We start from the raw sequence: 15,461 nt of genomic DNA, 5'->3' as shown, positions 1-15,461 counted from the left end.
AAGCAACAGTGCCGTGGGAAGCGGGAGAGGTCAAATACTACTATGTCAACGGCGGGGGTACGGCCCTGGGGGTGAATTCTGGGAGCTTTAGGGGCGCGCTCAGCTACCGGATGACAATCGGGGATTTTGACGATGACGGCAAAGCGGAGGCCGCGGTCTATTTTTCCAGAAGCACCGGCGACCCCAACGACGGCAACCGGCTGGAAATATATAGGATCGGGGCCGGCGACGGCGGCGGATTTACCTCTTCGCAGATATATGCGGAAGATACCGGCTCCTCGTCGGAATCCTACTACAGCGGCGGGCTGGCCGCCGGGGACCTCAATGGCGACGGCCACGACGAGCTGGTGCTGCTGAAACCCCTCTCCGACGGCTCCGTCGCGATGAGTGTCTACCAATGGAAAGCGGGCGACTTTGCCAAAACGGCAGATTCCGCTCCGACCGGCGTCTACCTGTCGTCGCTCTCCGGCGTCACCGCCTCTCCGCTGAACGCCGCTATCGCCGACATTGACGGTGACGGATTCGGCGAGCTGATGTGGACGCTCGGCGTCAAAAGAAGCGGTGAAAATCAGCTCATCCTCTATATCCACGACTGGAACAGCCCAAAGGGGGCCGACATAACTGGCCTTGGGTCGAAATACGAATATAACCTGCACGATTTCAAGGAGATGGGCTGGACCCTCAACCCCGACTATATCCGCCATTCGCTCTGCACCGGCTATTTCATCTATGACCCCCAGTCCAGAAGGGCCCAGATCGCGGTGGGGTGTACGGGACCTTACAGCCATTCGACAGTCGACAAAAATTATTCTGCCCATTACGTGGGTGTTTTCTCCTGGTCTTCCGGCGAGGGATTAAAACTGAATGGCAAGGGAAAGTACGACACGGCTTCGACCTATGGCATCGGATCGATAGTGCAGGCCGTAGATTTTTATGAGGAAAGCCTCGTAGTAGGCGCGCCGACGGTCATCACGGTGGAGGACAACATCGAGCTCTATATGGTGACGCAGGCGCCGCCGAAACACTGGGACCGCGTGCGCGCCGCCGGCAGCGCGCTGTCGGGTTATGCCGAGGAGGACGGCAAGGTGACGCTCGACTCCTTCGCAGTATTTGACACCGACGGCTACTACACCGGCATGCAGCTCAACGGCGAATGGGGGAGCTCCTCGTCCGAAACAGGTACGCACGGCCTGAAAACCGGCGCCTCCTTAGGACTTGAGATTTCGCACAAGGGCAGCGTGGTCGATAAAATATTCCACCGTTCGGAGAACATCGCCAATGAAGACCCGATGCTCGACATTGGCGGGCAGTACGGCGCCGACCGGGTAAGGGAAAATACGGACGAATATACGTCGGCCATGAATTATACCTTCTCCTACAGGGCGGACCGGGACGACCAGCTCTATTACCGGGCCAATGATTACAGCGTCTGCCGCTATCCGATAATCCTGCCGGCGGATAAGAGGTTCATAACGGCTTCCGACGACGCCGGCGTTGAATACAAGGCGCAGAACTACTTCCAGTTTATCGTCCCCACGGAGACGGCCTCGACCTTCACTCCGACGCCGGGAAGGAGCATCTCGTGGTACGAGCCGCTGCACGACAACTATAACCTCTTTACCTATCCCAAGCGGCTCACAGATATAACGGGATACCCGCAGGGGAAGGAGGCAAAAATATCTATCAATCCGTATAACCCCTTGTCCGACATCAACGGCGAGGTATTTATCTCCGGCACCGGCAACATTATCGGCAACCTTGACGCGAGCGAGTTCCATATGGACGCCTCCACCTCGTCTAAACACTCTGATATGAAGCATGTCAGCCAAACTGGCGGAGCCCATGCCTATATACATCCAACAATAGGTGGAAAACTTACCAGGGAATCTACCATCAAAATTGACCTTAACGGGGACTATACATGGGGCACGGACTCGACGACGACCACCGACGCCTCGGCAATGTTCGGCGTGACGATGGCCTGGCCCGGCGCACGCAATTATACGATGTACACCGATAGCTGGAGCGCCTCCGACATGCAGTTCAAGTCGGACATCGCCTACTTCACGCATGACGACGGAGCCTTCTGCGTCGGCTACGCCGTGCCGGAACTTGAATCGTTCCAAAGCAGGATATGGGGGCCCGGCAGCCCCTACATGACCTACGCCGACCCCGGGCTGCTGCTGCCCTTCCGCTGGAACAACGATATAAAGAATAAATCCGCCGGACACAACATCGAAAGCATGGTCTACTACCTAGCCGAAAACGACAACCCGAATACGAGCCGCCAGATGCGCGGCCTGAGCTTCGAGAAGCAGGAGGATGCTTCGCAGGCACAGACGGGAGACAATCACGGCACCGCGACAAAACTGCTCGAATGCGGACAGAAATACAACCTGAGCCTGCGCGTGATAAACTACAGCTTCGTTAATACAAGGGAGGTCAAGGTCAAATTCTATTACCAGCCCTGGACAGAGGGAGGGACAAACTATCCCGCCGCGAACCCGGCCTCGGACGGCGGCTGTGAAGAGATAACCGGCGACAATCCGGCGTCCATCAAGAGTATAAACGGACGCACCGGGAACTCGGATAGCGGAGACAACTGGGACTACGCCGTTCTCAACGGCTGGACGGCCCCCAAGGATACCGGCCTCGGCTGGCTGCACGCGGTGATATCATACGACGGCGAGCAGCTCAGCACCGACAACGACCACGGCTACATAATGGTCGGGAGCTACGACCCGCAGGACTTCTTCGGCACGGTGAGCGCCCAGGCGGCAAACGTCGCGCGCGCGGCCTCCGTCTCCGTCGAGAACTATCCCGATATCGCGATAACCGGCGTCACGGCCTACGAAATGGCGAAGGACGGCACCGTCTCCCAAGAGCCGCTGACGATCGACGAAAAATCGCGTTCTAAGAAGATGAAGATCGACGTCAGGGTGAAATACACGGGGGGCAGGCTCAACATCGGCGGCAAAGAAAAAGAGATAAACTACGTGCCTCTGCTGCGCGTAGGGCTGCTCGCTGGCAAAAGAGGCGTCAACCGCTCGCTGCTCGGCGCGACGGAATTCCCCCTCATCAGGGCGGGGGAGGAGCGCACCTTCAGCTTTGTCTACGACCCGAAGAACTGCGACTACGACAACGGTGTGGCGGTACGTGCCTTCTCACCCTACCTCTTCGCCTCGGAACAACGCGACCCCAGGAGCCAGTATAAGGTCCTCTGGAACTCCATCGAACATAACGGCGGTTCCGGCGGCGGATGCAGCGCCGGCCTCGGAGCGCTTGCGCTCCTCGCCCTCCTGCCGCTGGCATGGAGAAAGAAAAGGTAAGACTGGAAGGGAATAAGGCAGGGCAGGAAAAACAAGGCGAAGCAGAATAAGTAAAACAAAGGCAACAAGGCAGAACCAAATGGATAAGGCAAGTCAGAAAGACTAAGCCCAAGTCAAGCCCGGAGACGACGAAAGAGCCACCCTCTCGTCCCTCCGGGCTTGATTCGTAACGACAGGACAGCCCCAACACCGCCAGGTCCTGTTGTATTCACTTCACTACGCTATAGCCCAACTCCAACCCCAACGCCACTAGGCTCCGGCTCGGAGGCCGGAGCGACAAGACAACAACAACCCCGCCTCTTCCGTCACTCCGGGCTTGCCCCGGAGTCCAGCGACTTCAGGTCCTGCCTTTGTGCCCAACAGTGCCAAAACCACACACTAATGCCGCCAGTCTCCAATTCAACCCCACGGCACAGCGCGGCCACGCCTCGGTCATCTTCATAACCGGCAAAATTTTATGCTTTGCTTACAGTCAGCCATTTTTAATATATAATAACAAAGATGCGCAAATACCAGAGGGAGAGGCGTTTATGAGGAAAAAGGGCGAGGAGCTTCTGTTATTTTTGTTTACAGCTTCTGTATACTGTTTTATCTGTTTTTATCTTCCGTACAAATACCCGGAGTTGCCTAAGAGTCTGTCCGTCTCGGTCGAAGCGGTCATTCCCAGCGGCGTTTCGGCGCGCGGGGCGGCGGAGATCATCGCGAAGGCCGGCGCGGTGGACGACGCAGGGGAGCTGGCGCGCGCGATGGCGGAGATTGGTATTGACCGCCGCTTGAAGCCCGGGCTTTACAGCCTTTATAAGTCCACTCCCGCCGGCGTCGCGCGGCAGCTGGCGCGGGCGAAACCCACCGCGAACCGCGTGACTTTGATACCAGGCTTCCGCTACAAGCGGGTCGCCGCCCTTTTCGGCAGCAGCGCGGAGGGGGAGTCATATCTCAACGCGGCGATGGAGGATGCGGAAAATTTCCCGCCCGCGGTCAGGGAGTGGCTGCCGCGAAAAAAGGAGGAGCGCCTTATCTTCCTGCTTCCCGAGACCTATTTCCTCGCTCCGGGGCCACAGGCGGCGGCTGAATTTGTCAGAAGGGCCTCCGCGCTCTGGTACGAACGGGTCGGCGCGTCTATCGCGCCGGGCACGACGCCTGACGCGGTGATGAAGAGCGGTATTCTCGCCTCGCTCGTCGAAGGGGAGGCGAAGTCCGCGGACGAGCGGCCGGTCCTCGCCGGTATCTTCCTCAAGCGCCTTGAAAAGAATATGCGGCTTCAGTCCTGCGCCACCGTCATCTACGCCTGGGACGAGCGGAACATAAAAAAGAGCCGCCTCTCTTACCGGGATCTAGAGATAGATTCACCTTACAACACCTATATATCCGGAGGACTGCCGCCGGGCCCGATCTGCGTTCCCTCGGAGGATTCGTGGAAGAGCGCGCTGTCGCCTAAGGAGAGCGATTACCTCTTCTTTTTCGCGGGCGGGGACGGGCGGCATATTTTCAGCAAGAGCTACGAGGAACACCTCGCGAAGCAGAGGAAGCTGGGGCTGTGAAGCCGGAGATAGCCGCGGTGCGCTTCATAGTGCCGCAAAAGGATATATACTATATCAGTTGGATAATAGACGCCGCGGAGGGCATCGGCTTTCTCCAGACGGACGACGCGAAGGCCGGTAAGATCACCGTCTTCAGTCCGAAGGAGCAGCTGCCATATCTCATGGAGATGATGGAGTCCCTGCGGGGCGAGGGCATAGAGACAAAGATCGACGAAGAGACGAACTATACGGGAGAGGCTATGGCATGACTGACAAATTGAATTTCTTGCACGAAAATATAGAGGAGACGCTCAAGAGGGGAGCCCAGTACGCCGATATCTTCATCCAGAGCGGCGAGGGGCACTCCGTGCATTTTGAGGACGGGAAGATAGACGGCATCTCGTCGTCGACCTCCGACGGCGCGGGAAGCCGCGTGATCGTCGGGGGCAGGACCTTCTACGCGCACGCCCCGGGGAACGATGAGGCCTCGGTGGCTGCCTCTTTCGCCGAGTGCGTCGCCTCCGCCGGTATGGAGGGGCTGAGAGAGAGCACTTCGCCGAAGCCTCTGATGGAGAGGGGAGAGCCTATCGCGCCCCCGGCGGTGGATTTTTTCCGCGAGATCGACGAAACGATAAAAAAGGAATCCAAACATATAAGGCAGAGCTCTTACCGTTATTCCGTCTCACACCGTCATGTGCTGATAATCAGGCCGGACGGGACGGCGGCCTTTGACCGCCGCTATTATTCGTCCTTCGCGGCGCAGGTGATCGCCGAACGAGACGGGGTGCTGCAGACCGGTTCCGAACGCCGCTGCATGTCGCTGGGCGAGGCGGACTTCTGGTGCGGCGCAACACCGCTCGAGGTGGCGCGCACGGCTCTGCGCCGCGCGCTGCTGATGCTTGAGGCGCGCCCCTGTCCCGCCGGTACGATGAACGTTCTCATGGACGGGGAGGCTGGCGGCACGATCATACACGAGGCCTGCGGCCACGGTCTTGAGGCCGATATCGTGGAGAAGGATTATTCCGTCTACCGCGGCCGCATCGGCGAGAAGGTGGCGCACGAAAGCGTCACGATGATCGACGACGCGGCGATGCCGGGGCTCTACGGCGCGTACCGCTTCGACGACGAGGGGACTCCCGCGCAGCGTACCGTCCTCATCGAAAACGGCGTTTTGAAGGGATATATTACCGACGTCCTCTCATCCCAGCTCTACGGCCTGCCCCTGACGGGCAACGGCCGCCGCGAATCGTACCACAACATCCCCGTGCCCCGTATGAGCAACACCTACCTGATACCGGGCGGCGACGGCTTTGAGACGATGCTCGCGCGGACAGAAAACGGCCTCTACGTTAAAAAGATGGGCGGCGGCGAGGTGGATCCGACTTCCGGGGACTTCGTGTTTTACGTCACCGAGGGATATCTCATCGAAAAGGGGAAGGTTACGGTGCCGGTACGCGGCGCTATACTGACGGGAAACGGCCCCGAGGCGCTGTCGAAGATATCGGCGCTCGGCGATAATCTCATCATGGACCCCGGGATCTGCGGAAAGTCGGGACAGGGCGTGCCGGTGACGGACGGCCAGCCCTCCATGCTCATTGAAGGGCTCACGGTGGGAGGCAGCGAAGCATGAGGGAAAAGGCGCCAACGAGAAGAAGGGCCGCCAAGGAGCCCTCAAAAAGCCTAAAAGAGAGGCTGACGGAGTCTTTCTCGAATATAAAATCGGCGGTAAAGATCGCTAACCTGATCGTCATGCTCTTTACCCTCTATATAATCGCCTCGCTTTACACGACGTGGACGGGCGACGGCGGCACGCGCATCGCGGCCTCGCTGCTGAGGGCGGTGGGCGGCTCCGTCATCATTCCCCTTTTGTTTATCCTTTACCTCACCGTTTCCTATTTCATCGCGGGCGGTATAAGGAGCTTCGTCCGGCAGTTCTTCGGAACGTTCTTCGTCTTCCTGCTCGCCTCGCTGCTGCTTGGCCTCAACCAGCTCACGGGAGGGGAGAACCTTCTGCGTTTTCCCTATATCTCGGCGGGCGCCTTCGGCCGTCTCCTGAGCCTGGTCATATATAAGACGACTGGCGTGCTGGGGACCTTCATTATCGGCCTTTTGCTGATTTATTTCGCCCTGCTTTTCTATAACATTCATATTTTCCAGTATATCAAACTGCCCAAAATAGCTTTACCCTCTTTCCGGCGCGCAAAGAAAGCCGGTAAAAAGGAGACGCTGAAGGAGGAGCTTGAAGAATACGGCTACGAGAGCCCGCGCAAAAAGAGCGGCGCTCCGAATATCATGGAATGCGACGACGACGACTATTTTGCCTATGAGGATGAAGAGGCGCAGCCCGAGGATGGTGAAGAGGGCGAATATGAATACGATGAGGAGCGCGGCGAGTTTCCCGACGACGGCCCAGATTCCGATGATAACGGCGAAGATATAGACTACAACGACCCGGAGAGTATCAAAAGAGTGGCGGCAAAATCTGATTCCACCGCTCCCGCCGTGATCCAGGACCCGAACTTCAATCTTGAGGACTCCTCCGGCCACCGCATCAAGCAGGGGATATTCCCGCCGCCGATAGAGCTCTTCGGCCCGGAGGAATCGCGCGACGGCGAGATGGACGAGGAGCGCGCCGAACCGCTCGGCGATAAGATCGTCGACACGCTCGAGCAGTTCAGCATCGAATCGCACCTCGCGGAGATACTCGTCGGGCCGACGGTCATCCAGTTCCGCATTCAGCTCGCGCCGGGCATCAAGGTGAGCAAGGTCGCCGCGCTCTCCAACGACATCGCGCTCGCGATGGCCGTCCCGAGCCTCCGTATCGAGGCCCCGATCCCCGGCAAGCCCTATGTCGGCATCGAGATACCGAACCCCAAACGCCGCGGCATTCCGCTGCGCACGGTGATCGAGGACGACGCCTTCAAAAAGTCGAAACTCTCGCTGCCGCTGCCCTTCGGCGTCGCGGTCAACGGCGACCCGATGGTCGTCGGCCTCGAGGAACTGCCGCACCTGCTGGTGGCGGGAACGACGGGCTCGGGCAAGAGCGTCTTCGTGAACTCCTGCATCGTCGGGCTCTGCTCAAAGCGCTCCCCTGAGGAGCTGCGCATGATACTGGTAGACCCGAAGCGCGTCGAGATGGCGGTCTACGACCGGCTGCCGCATCTGCTGACGCCGCCGGTGACGGACCCGAAGAAGGCGGTGCAGGCGCTGGCCTGGCTGATACGCGAAATGGAAAACCGCTACACGACCTTCGCGAAGATCCGCGTACGCAACCTGGAGGGTTACAACGAAAAGGTGCTGCCGAAGGACAGGCTGCCGCATATCGTCATCGTCGTCGACGAACTGGCCGACCTGATGATGACGGCGGCGAAAGAGGTGGAGGAATATATCTGCCGCCTCGCGCAGATGGCGCGCGCCACCGGCATCCACCTAATGCTCGCCACGCAGCGTCCCTCAGTGAATATCATCACCGGACTCATCAAGGCCAATATTCCGGCGCGTGTCGCCTTCACGCTGCCGAGCAACGCAGACTCCCGCACGATCATCGACTGCGCGGGGGCGGAGAAGCTGCTGGGCAAAGGAGACATGCTCTTCTCCTCGACTAAACATCCGAAGCCGATACGTATCCAGTCGCCATGGATAGACGAGAGCATTCTCGCGGCGTGGCTCAAATATATGACGAATACCTTCGGCGAACCTGATTTTATTGAGATAGAGGCCCAGGGCAGCGGCCCCGCGGGCGGAAACGGCGGCGGCACCTTTGACGACGACCTGCTGGAAGAGGCCGTGGAGACGGTGATGTCGACGGGCATCGCCTCGGCCAGCGGCCTGCAGCGCCGTCTGCGCGTCGGCTTTTCGCGCGCTTCGAGGCTTATAGACATGATGGAGCAGCTTGGCATCGTCGGACCGGCGGACGGAGCCAGACCGCGCGAGATCCTCGTCGATGAGGACGGGGCGGAGGAACTTCTGGAGAATGCGAAAAATGGCGGGGAATAGGAATAAAGGGAATAAAAAAAGAGCCGTATTAAACGGCTCTTTGTACTTTTCCGGAACGGAGGCACTTCGTGCAGATATGAAGTTTACGAGTCTCTCCGCCGCCTACGTCGATCTTTACGCTCTGAATGTTGACGAGCCAGCGACGTCTGGTATGGCGGTTCGAGTGGCTGACGGCATTTCCCGTTGCCGGCCCGCGGCCGCAGCAATCACAGAATTTTGACATTTGTTTCCCCCCTTGTTTACCTTGAAACAATCAACCTGGACATTGTATCATAGCATTGCTAAAAGTTGCAACTGGTAAGGATTAAAAATGAGAGGAGTTTTAAGATGAATTTCGTCGAAAAGATGACAGAGCTTGAAAAGATACTGAAGGATCTCGAGGGGGATTCTCTTTCACTAGATCTCGCGCTGACGGAATATGAGCGGGGGATCGCCCTCGTGCGCGAGTGCCGCGCCTACCTCGCGGACGCGCAGCAGAAAATATCCATGCTCTCGCAGGACGGCGAGGAGCGTCCGCTGACCGTACCAAAGGCGGAAGAGGCGAAGAGCGATGAATGAGGCGCGGCTGCGGGCCGTAAAGGCGGAATTCGCGGCTGGCGGCGCGCTCATAGAGAGCTACATCAGGGAGACCGCGGGGCTGCGGGCGGAGAACGTGCCGCCGAAGCTCTTTGAGTCGATGGAATACTCGCTTGAGGCGGGCGGCAAACGGCTGCGGCCTATACTCTGTCTCGCGGCGGCGCAAAGATGCGGCGTAGAGGCGAAATCCGCTCTGCCGATGGCCCTTGGCCTTGAAATGCTCCATACGGCGACGCTGATCCATGACGACCTGCCCTGTATGGACGACGACGACATGCGACGTGGGAAACCCTCGAATCACGCCCTTTTTGGGGAGACGCTCGCCGTCCTCGCGGGCGACGCGCTGTTGGCGCAGTCCCTTGAATTTCCCCTGTCGCAGCTGAAAGAGATTCCCGCGCAGAATCTCCTGCGCGCGATGCGCATATTCTCACGGGCCATTGGCCCCGCGGGGGTCTGCGGCGGCCAGGTGCTCGATATGTTCACCGAGGGGATGGAAAACGACCCGCATTACGTCCGCCGTATCGCGGCACTCAAGACCGGCGCCCTCATCGAGGCGGCGGTGCTCACCGGCGCGGCGCTAGGCTGCGGCGACGAGGCCGTCCTCGAAAGGTACGGCGAGTACGCGCGCCATCTAGGTTCGGCGTTTCAGATAGTCGATGATATACTAGATGTGACGAGCACGGCCGAAGAGCTGGGCAAGACCCCCGGCAAGGACGAAGAGCAGGGCAAGCTGACCCATGTCACGGTTTACGGCATGGAGGCCGCCAGAGAGATGGCGGAGAAAGAATCGGCAGCGGCCAAGGAGGCCCTCGCGGGACTGCTTGCGGCGGACGATTTTCTCATGCTTCTGCCCGATTATCTCGTCCACAGGAGCTATTAAAGGACCGTCCGTCATATAGGCCCCACGCCTCAGGCCTAAAACATCCCTCGGTTGTTTGTCTCTTTGCCAAACGCCGGCGGCGGATAGGCGAAACGGCTAAACCTCGCTGAACGACAGCGCGCCTGGCCGCCGCCTTTGAGATTACCCCGGCGGACGAAGCCGTTAAGCGGCCCGATCGCGGAACAGCGTGAGAGGCGCCGCCGGTTTGCGGGGCTAAAATAAAAATTACGTCAAGGTGGAATCAAAATGAGCCTTTTAGAATCCGTAGATGATTTCAGAGGCCTGTACGGGCTGAGCGAAGCTGAACTGAAAAAACTGTGCGCGGAGCTCAGGAAAAATATAATCGACGTGACCCTTGAAAACGGCGGGCATCTCAGCTCGTCGCTTGGTACGGTTGAGCTTACGGTGGCGCTGCTGCGCGTCTTCAGCCCCGACGTGGACAAGATAATCTTCGACGTCGGCCACCAGAGCTACGCCTATAAGCTGCTCACGAAGCGCCGTGACCGCTTTGAGACCCTGCGGCGGAAGGGCGGCATCGCCGGTTTCCCACGCATGGACGAGAGTCCCTACGACTTTTTTACCACCGGTCACAGCAGCACCTCGATCTCCGCGGCGATGGGCTACGCCAAAGCCCGCGACCTTCGCGGCGAGGAGCACGAGGTCGTCGCGGTGATCGGCGACGGCGCGCTGCTCAACGGCGTCTCCTTCGAGGCGCTGAACTGCCTCGCAAGCCTCAATTCCAAAGTCATTATCATTCTTAACGACAACAAAATGTCGATAAACCCGCGCGTCGGCGGCATGGCCTCGCACCTCGCGAAGCTCGCCGTCAACCCTACTTACAAAAAGCTCAAAGACTACATAAAGAGCCAGTGCACCAACATGAAGAACGGGGAAAACATCAACTCCTCGCTCTCACGCATAAAGATGAAACTCAAGTCGCTGCTGCTGCCGACAAACGTCTTTGAAGAGCTAAACATCAGCTACTGGGGACCCTTCAACGGCCACAACCTCTCCGAAATGGAGGAGGTATTCCGGCTCGCGCGCCACTACGACGAATCGCTGCTGATCCACGTTATGACCGAAAAGGGCAAGGGCTGCCCGCAGACGGAGGCCTATCCCTCCTTCTTCCACGGCATCGGCCCCAAAACAAAGATCGACGCCGCGACGCATGCCTCTTCGGGCTGCGGCGAAAGCTGGAGCGGCGTTATGTCAGAGGTGCTCTGCGAACTGGCTCACGAGGACCAGCGCGTCACCGTCTGCACGGCGGCGATGAAGGACGGCACCAAACTTGAAAACTTCGCCAAGGCCTATCCGCGGCGCTTCTGCGACACCGGCATCGCCGAGGAGCATATGCTCATCTACGCCGCCGGTCTCGCGGCGGCGGGAATGCGGCCCGTCGTCTGTATCTATTCCACCTTCCTGCAGCGCGCCGCAGACCAGGTAATGCACGATATATGTCTGCCAAAACTGCCCGTACTGCTGGGGATTGACCGTGCCGGACTTGTCGGCGAGGACGGAGAGACGCATCACGGGATACTCGACGTCGCCTGGCTGCGCGCCATACCGGAGATGACGGTCGCCGCGCCGCGCGACGCCGCCGACCTCGAATTCTTCGTCCGCGAATGGAAAAAGAGGACGCTGCCGATGGCGGTGCGCTACCCGCGCGGCAAAGCCGTAAAAGCCATCGCCGCACCCGGAATGGAGCGCATCCCCGCGCCGTGGGGCAGGCTGGAAGTGATAAGCGGCGGCGAAGAGATTTGCCTTATCGGCATCGGGAGCACCGTAGAGCTGATGCTGCAGAGCGCCGAAGAGATCGATAAAATCACCGGCAGGCGTCCCACCGTGGCAGACCTCCGCTTTATCAAGCCGCTTGATTACGAGGGGCTCGACGCCCTCCTGAGGGCGCATAAGGTGATCGTCACCGCGGAGGAAAACACCCTCACGGGCGGCGTAGGCGAGGCGGTGGCGGCATACATAAACGCCAGAGGATACGCCGTGAGAGCCGCCGCCGCGGGCGTGCCGGACCACTTCATCTCGCACGCCACCAGGGCGCAGCAGTGGGAGGAATGCGGCCTCACGGTGGAAAACATCGTGCGGCTCTGTCTAACGAAATGAAACAAAAACTGATACGGCTCGATAAATATATCACCGACAGAAAGCTGGCCGCCTCGCGTACCGCGGCGCAGAACTACATCGAAGAGGGGCGCGTCAGCGTAAACGGCGTCACCGTCACAAAGGCGGCCTCCATGATCCAGCCCGACGCCAACGTCAAGCTGGACGCCCCTGAAAAAGAGTGGGTTAGCCGCGGCGCCTATAAACTGCTTAAAGCCATTGAGAGCTTCGCCATCGAGGCGGAGGGCAGGCGCTGCGTCGATATCGGCGCCTCTACGGGCGGTTTCACCGACGTGCTGCTGGCAAACGGCGCGGCAAAGGTCTGCGCGGTGGACGTCGGCTACGGGCAGCTCGCCTGGAAGCTCCGCAGCGATCCGCGCGTACTCGTGCTGGAACGGACGAACGCGAGAAACCTAACCATTGAGATGATAGAGAACGAGCGGGCCGACATCATCGTCTCCGACGCCTCCTTCATCTCGATCACCCTGCTGCTTCCTAAAATGGAGGAGCTGCTGAAAGACGACGGACTCATGGCGGTCCTCGTCAAGCCCCAGTTCGAGGCGGGGCGCGAGCGGGTGGGGAAGGGCGTCGTCGCCGATCCCGCCCTCCACCGGCAGATACTTGAAGAAGTGGCGGACTTTATCGACAAAGAGACAGGCCTCTCGCTCGAGGCCGCCGACTATTCGCCGATACGCGGCCCCGAAGGCAACATAGAATTCCTCTTCCTGCTGAAACACAAAAGGGCGGGAAGCGGCGCAAAGAGACCGGATTTTGATAAAATCGTTGAGGAGGCGCACAAGAATACCAGCGCTCATCCGAAGTAGAGGTGTATCACATGGAAAAAATCACTAAGAAAATCGGTCTGCTCTTCAACACCCAAAAGCCGGACGCTATTGAGATGGCCTGGCGGCTTTGGCGCTGGAGCAAAGAAAACGGCATAAACTTCCTGCTTCCGCCGCACGAGGCCTCCGCGATCGCCCTTCCCGGCGTCGCGGACGACGTCTGGCGGCAGGAGGCATCCTTCGCCGTCATCCTCGGCGGGGACGGGACCTTTCTGCGCGCCGCTCGCTACACCTTCGGCGTCGATGTGCCGCTCTACGGGATAAACCTCGGACGCCTCGGCTTCCTCGCGATCGGAAACCCCGACTCGGCGGAGAAAGATATAAAAGCCATCATCGACGGGCAATATACTCTACAGCTCCGGCGGCTCCTCAAGGGGCAGGTCTGGCGCGGCGGACGGCTCGTACACGAACTGCACGCCCTCAACGATCTCGTAATCTCCAAGGGCAGCCTCGCGCGCGTCATCGACCTTGAGGTGAAGGTGGGAAAAGAGATACTGAGCCTCTTCCTCGCCGACGGCCTCATACTCTCGACACCGACAGGCTCCACGGCCTACGCGCTCTCGGCGGGAGGGCCGATAGTGCCGCCGCACGTCCCCTGCATGATAATGGCGCCTATCTGCGCCCATACCCTCTACGCCCGGCCCGTGATCCTCAGCGACACCGACAACATCATCGTCATCCCCAAAGGGGACACGCGCAGCCTGATGCTGACGCAGGACGGCCAGCTCGGCTACGAACTGCTGCCCGGCGACGAACTGCATGTGATGCTCGACAACGAAATATACGTCCATACCATCCAGCTCAACGGACGCAGCTACTACGACCTGCTTAGGGAAAAACTGCGCTGGGGCTTCAACGGCATCAGAGACGGAGGCGACTGAGCTTGATAGAAGAGCTTGAAATTCACGGAGTAGGCGGCATCAGGGAGACCTCGCTCAGCTTCGGCGGCAGTTTCATCGTCATCACCGGCGAAAGCGGCGCGGGAAAGAGCAGCCTCGTGCGCGCGCTTGAATTCATCGCCGGCCGCCGCGCGCAGCTGAACCATATCCACACCCTCGAAGAGGCCTGCGAGGTGCGGGCGGTCATGACCTCCGAACCGATACCGGGAATATCCGAAAAATGCCAGCCGCAGGACAAAATGCTCATCGCGCGGCGGACATTCGCGAGAAGCGGCAAGGGCAGGGCCTCGCTGCAGGAACAGACGGTGCCGCTCACCATCCTGGCCCATGCGATGGAGACGAACGTCGTCATCCAGAGCCAGTTCGCCCAGCTCGGCCTGCTGGACCCCCTAAAACAGCTGGAACTCGTCGACTCATGCGGCGGGGAAGAGCTTAAAAGGGCGCTGGCGGAGCTTGAGATCGCCTTTACCTCGGCGCTCGCGACGGAAAAAGAGATATTCGCCCTCAAAAAAAGACGCAAAGAGAGCGAAAGCCGCTTTGACGACGCCCCCTCCGTCCTCCGGCAGATAAAGGCCCTCGAACTGAAGGCCGACAGCGAGGCGGAGTGGGAAAAAGAGCTGCGCGAAATGGAGCGCGGCGAGGCGGTCCAGCGTTCACTGCGGCTCATCGCGGAAAAAATGAACAACGCCGAGGGCGGCCTGTTGGACCAGCTTGAAAAAATCGCCAAAGATCTCTACGGATACGCATCGGGAGATGAAAAGCGCTGGCGCGGGGCGATAGAAAAAACCCTCAGCGGCGCGCAGGAGCTCTCAAACCTCATCTCCGAGGCCTGCCGCGGCGCAGCCTCCGCGGAGGACAGCGAAGAGGCCAAAGAGCGCCTTGAAAAAAAACTCGGCATGCTGCGCAAAATGAAGCGCACCCTCAACATACAGAGCGCCGCCGCGCTGCTCGCATACGCGGCGGAGGCGGAAAAAGAGCTGGAATGGCTCAAAGAGAGCCACAAAGAGCTCGAAGAACTTGAAAAAAGGGCTCTCTCCCTGCGCCGCGAGACCTCGCGCCTTGCTATCGAAGTACGGGCGCTCCGCAAAGAATCGGCCAAGGCGCTTGCCGCGAAGGTCAACGAACATCTGGGCGGTCTCGGCATGGAATACGCGGCCTTCAACATCGAGATCGAACCGCTCGACCGCGTGCGCTCGACGGGCGCGGAAAACGCCATCTTCACCCTCGCGCTGCCGGACCAAAAACCGCTGCCCGTAGGCAAAAATGCCTCCGGCGGCGAACTTTCGCGCATACTTATAGCGTTACAG

12 protein-coding genes are annotated in these 15,461 nt (G+C 59.5%); 11 read left to right on the top strand and 1 reads right to left on the bottom strand.

The window, feature by feature from the left end; translation table 11 throughout:
- The first annotated feature begins 8 nt into the window (after nt 1-8).
- The 5 genes from LIO98_RS15285 (at nt 9) to LIO98_RS15265 (ending at nt 8,845) form a co-directional block, all read left to right on the top strand.
- Nucleotides 9-3,329: a VCBS repeat-containing protein gene (locus LIO98_RS15285; RefSeq protein ID WP_291959035.1), complete on the top strand. Its 3,321-nt coding sequence runs from the start codon at nt 9-11 to the stop codon at nt 3,327-3,329.
- Between the two features lie 530 nt (nt 3,330-3,859).
- A complete protein-coding gene (mltG, locus tag LIO98_RS15280; RefSeq protein ID WP_291959033.1) occupies nt 3,860-4,870 on the top strand; it encodes an endolytic transglycosylase MltG in 1,011 nt (336 codons plus the stop codon).
- A complete protein-coding gene (locus tag LIO98_RS15275) occupies nt 4,867-5,118 on the top strand; it encodes a DUF4911 domain-containing protein (RefSeq protein WP_291959032.1) in 252 nt (83 codons plus the stop codon). The genes mltG and LIO98_RS15275 overlap by 4 nt, the downstream gene beginning before the upstream one ends.
- Nucleotides 5,115-6,479, top strand: a complete 1,365-nt coding sequence (locus tag LIO98_RS15270; protein ID WP_291959029.1) for a TldD/PmbA family protein — start codon at nt 5,115-5,117, stop codon at nt 6,477-6,479. The genes LIO98_RS15275 and LIO98_RS15270 overlap by 4 nt, the downstream gene beginning before the upstream one ends.
- Nucleotides 6,476-8,845, top strand: coding sequence for a DNA translocase FtsK (locus LIO98_RS15265; protein WP_291959028.1), 2,370 nt, complete (start codon nt 6,476-6,478; stop codon nt 8,843-8,845). The genes LIO98_RS15270 and LIO98_RS15265 overlap by 4 nt, the downstream gene beginning before the upstream one ends.
- 28 nt (nt 8,846-8,873) lie before the next feature.
- Here LIO98_RS15265 and rpmB read toward each other — a convergent pair whose 3' ends face one another.
- On the bottom strand, nt 8,874-9,068 hold the full coding sequence (rpmB, locus tag LIO98_RS15260) for a 50S ribosomal protein L28 (protein ID WP_291959025.1): 195 nt from the start codon (nt 9,066-9,068) through the stop codon (nt 8,874-8,876).
- A gap of 104 nt (nt 9,069-9,172) precedes the next feature.
- On the opposite strand from rpmB, the gene xseB reads away from it, so the two are divergent.
- The 6 genes from xseB to LIO98_RS15230 form a co-directional block, all read left to right on the top strand.
- Nucleotides 9,173-9,403 carry an exodeoxyribonuclease VII small subunit gene (gene xseB / locus LIO98_RS15255; protein ID WP_273308800.1) on the top strand — a complete coding sequence of 77 codons (231 nt, stop codon included), beginning with the start codon at nt 9,173-9,175 and terminating at the stop codon, nt 9,401-9,403.
- Nucleotides 9,396-10,301, top strand: a complete 906-nt coding sequence (locus tag LIO98_RS15250) for a polyprenyl synthetase family protein (RefSeq protein ID WP_291959023.1) — start codon at nt 9,396-9,398, stop codon at nt 10,299-10,301. Before xseB ends, LIO98_RS15250 begins: the two co-directional genes overlap by 8 nt.
- A 246-nt stretch (nt 10,302-10,547) precedes the next feature.
- Entirely contained in the window at nt 10,548-12,416 is a 1,869-nt protein-coding gene (dxs, locus tag LIO98_RS15245; RefSeq protein WP_291959021.1) for a 1-deoxy-D-xylulose-5-phosphate synthase, read from the top strand.
- The gene (locus LIO98_RS15240; RefSeq protein WP_291959019.1) at nt 12,413-13,237 is read left to right on the top strand and encodes a TlyA family RNA methyltransferase; all 825 of its coding nucleotides are present in this window, start codon (nt 12,413-12,415) and stop codon (nt 13,235-13,237) included. The genes dxs and LIO98_RS15240 overlap by 4 nt, the downstream gene beginning before the upstream one ends.
- An 11-nt stretch (nt 13,238-13,248) precedes the next feature.
- Complete coding sequence (locus LIO98_RS15235; RefSeq protein ID WP_066744608.1) at nt 13,249-14,136, top strand: NAD(+)/NADH kinase; 888 nt, start codon at nt 13,249-13,251, stop codon at nt 14,134-14,136.
- Between the two features lie 2 nt (nt 14,137-14,138).
- Nucleotides 14,139-15,461 (top strand): AAA family ATPase (locus LIO98_RS15230; protein ID WP_291959017.1); only part of this gene is annotated, 1,323 nt, incomplete at its 3' end.

It is taken from the genome of Cloacibacillus sp. (assembly GCF_020860125.1).
GTDB lineage: Bacteria > Synergistota > Synergistia > Synergistales > Synergistaceae > Cloacibacillus.
The sequence above is the reverse complement of the archived record's forward strand: the minus strand, read 5'-3'. Positions and strand labels throughout refer to the sequence as shown.

Coding starts and splice junctions, on each gene's coding strand:
- dxs (WP_291959021.1), top strand. CDS start 10,548: ATGAGCCTTTTAGAATCCGTAGATGATTTCAGAGGCCTGTACGGGCTG.
- LIO98_RS15250 (WP_291959023.1), top strand. CDS start 9,396: ATGAATGAGGCGCGGCTGCGGGCCGTAAAGGCGGAATTCGCGGCTGGC.
- LIO98_RS15240 (WP_291959019.1), top strand. CDS start 12,413: ATGAAACAAAAACTGATACGGCTCGATAAATATATCACCGACAGAAAG.
- LIO98_RS15265 (WP_291959028.1), top strand. CDS start 6,476: ATGAGGGAAAAGGCGCCAACGAGAAGAAGGGCCGCCAAGGAGCCCTCA.
- rpmB (WP_291959025.1), bottom strand. CDS start 9,068: ATGTCAAAATTCTGTGATTGCTGCGGCCGCGGGCCGGCAACGGGAAAT.
- xseB (WP_273308800.1), top strand. CDS start 9,173: ATGAATTTCGTCGAAAAGATGACAGAGCTTGAAAAGATACTGAAGGAT.
- mltG (WP_291959033.1), top strand. CDS start 3,860: ATGAGGAAAAAGGGCGAGGAGCTTCTGTTATTTTTGTTTACAGCTTCT.
- LIO98_RS15235 (WP_066744608.1), top strand. CDS start 13,249: ATGGAAAAAATCACTAAGAAAATCGGTCTGCTCTTCAACACCCAAAAG.
- LIO98_RS15270 (WP_291959029.1), top strand. CDS start 5,115: ATGACTGACAAATTGAATTTCTTGCACGAAAATATAGAGGAGACGCTC.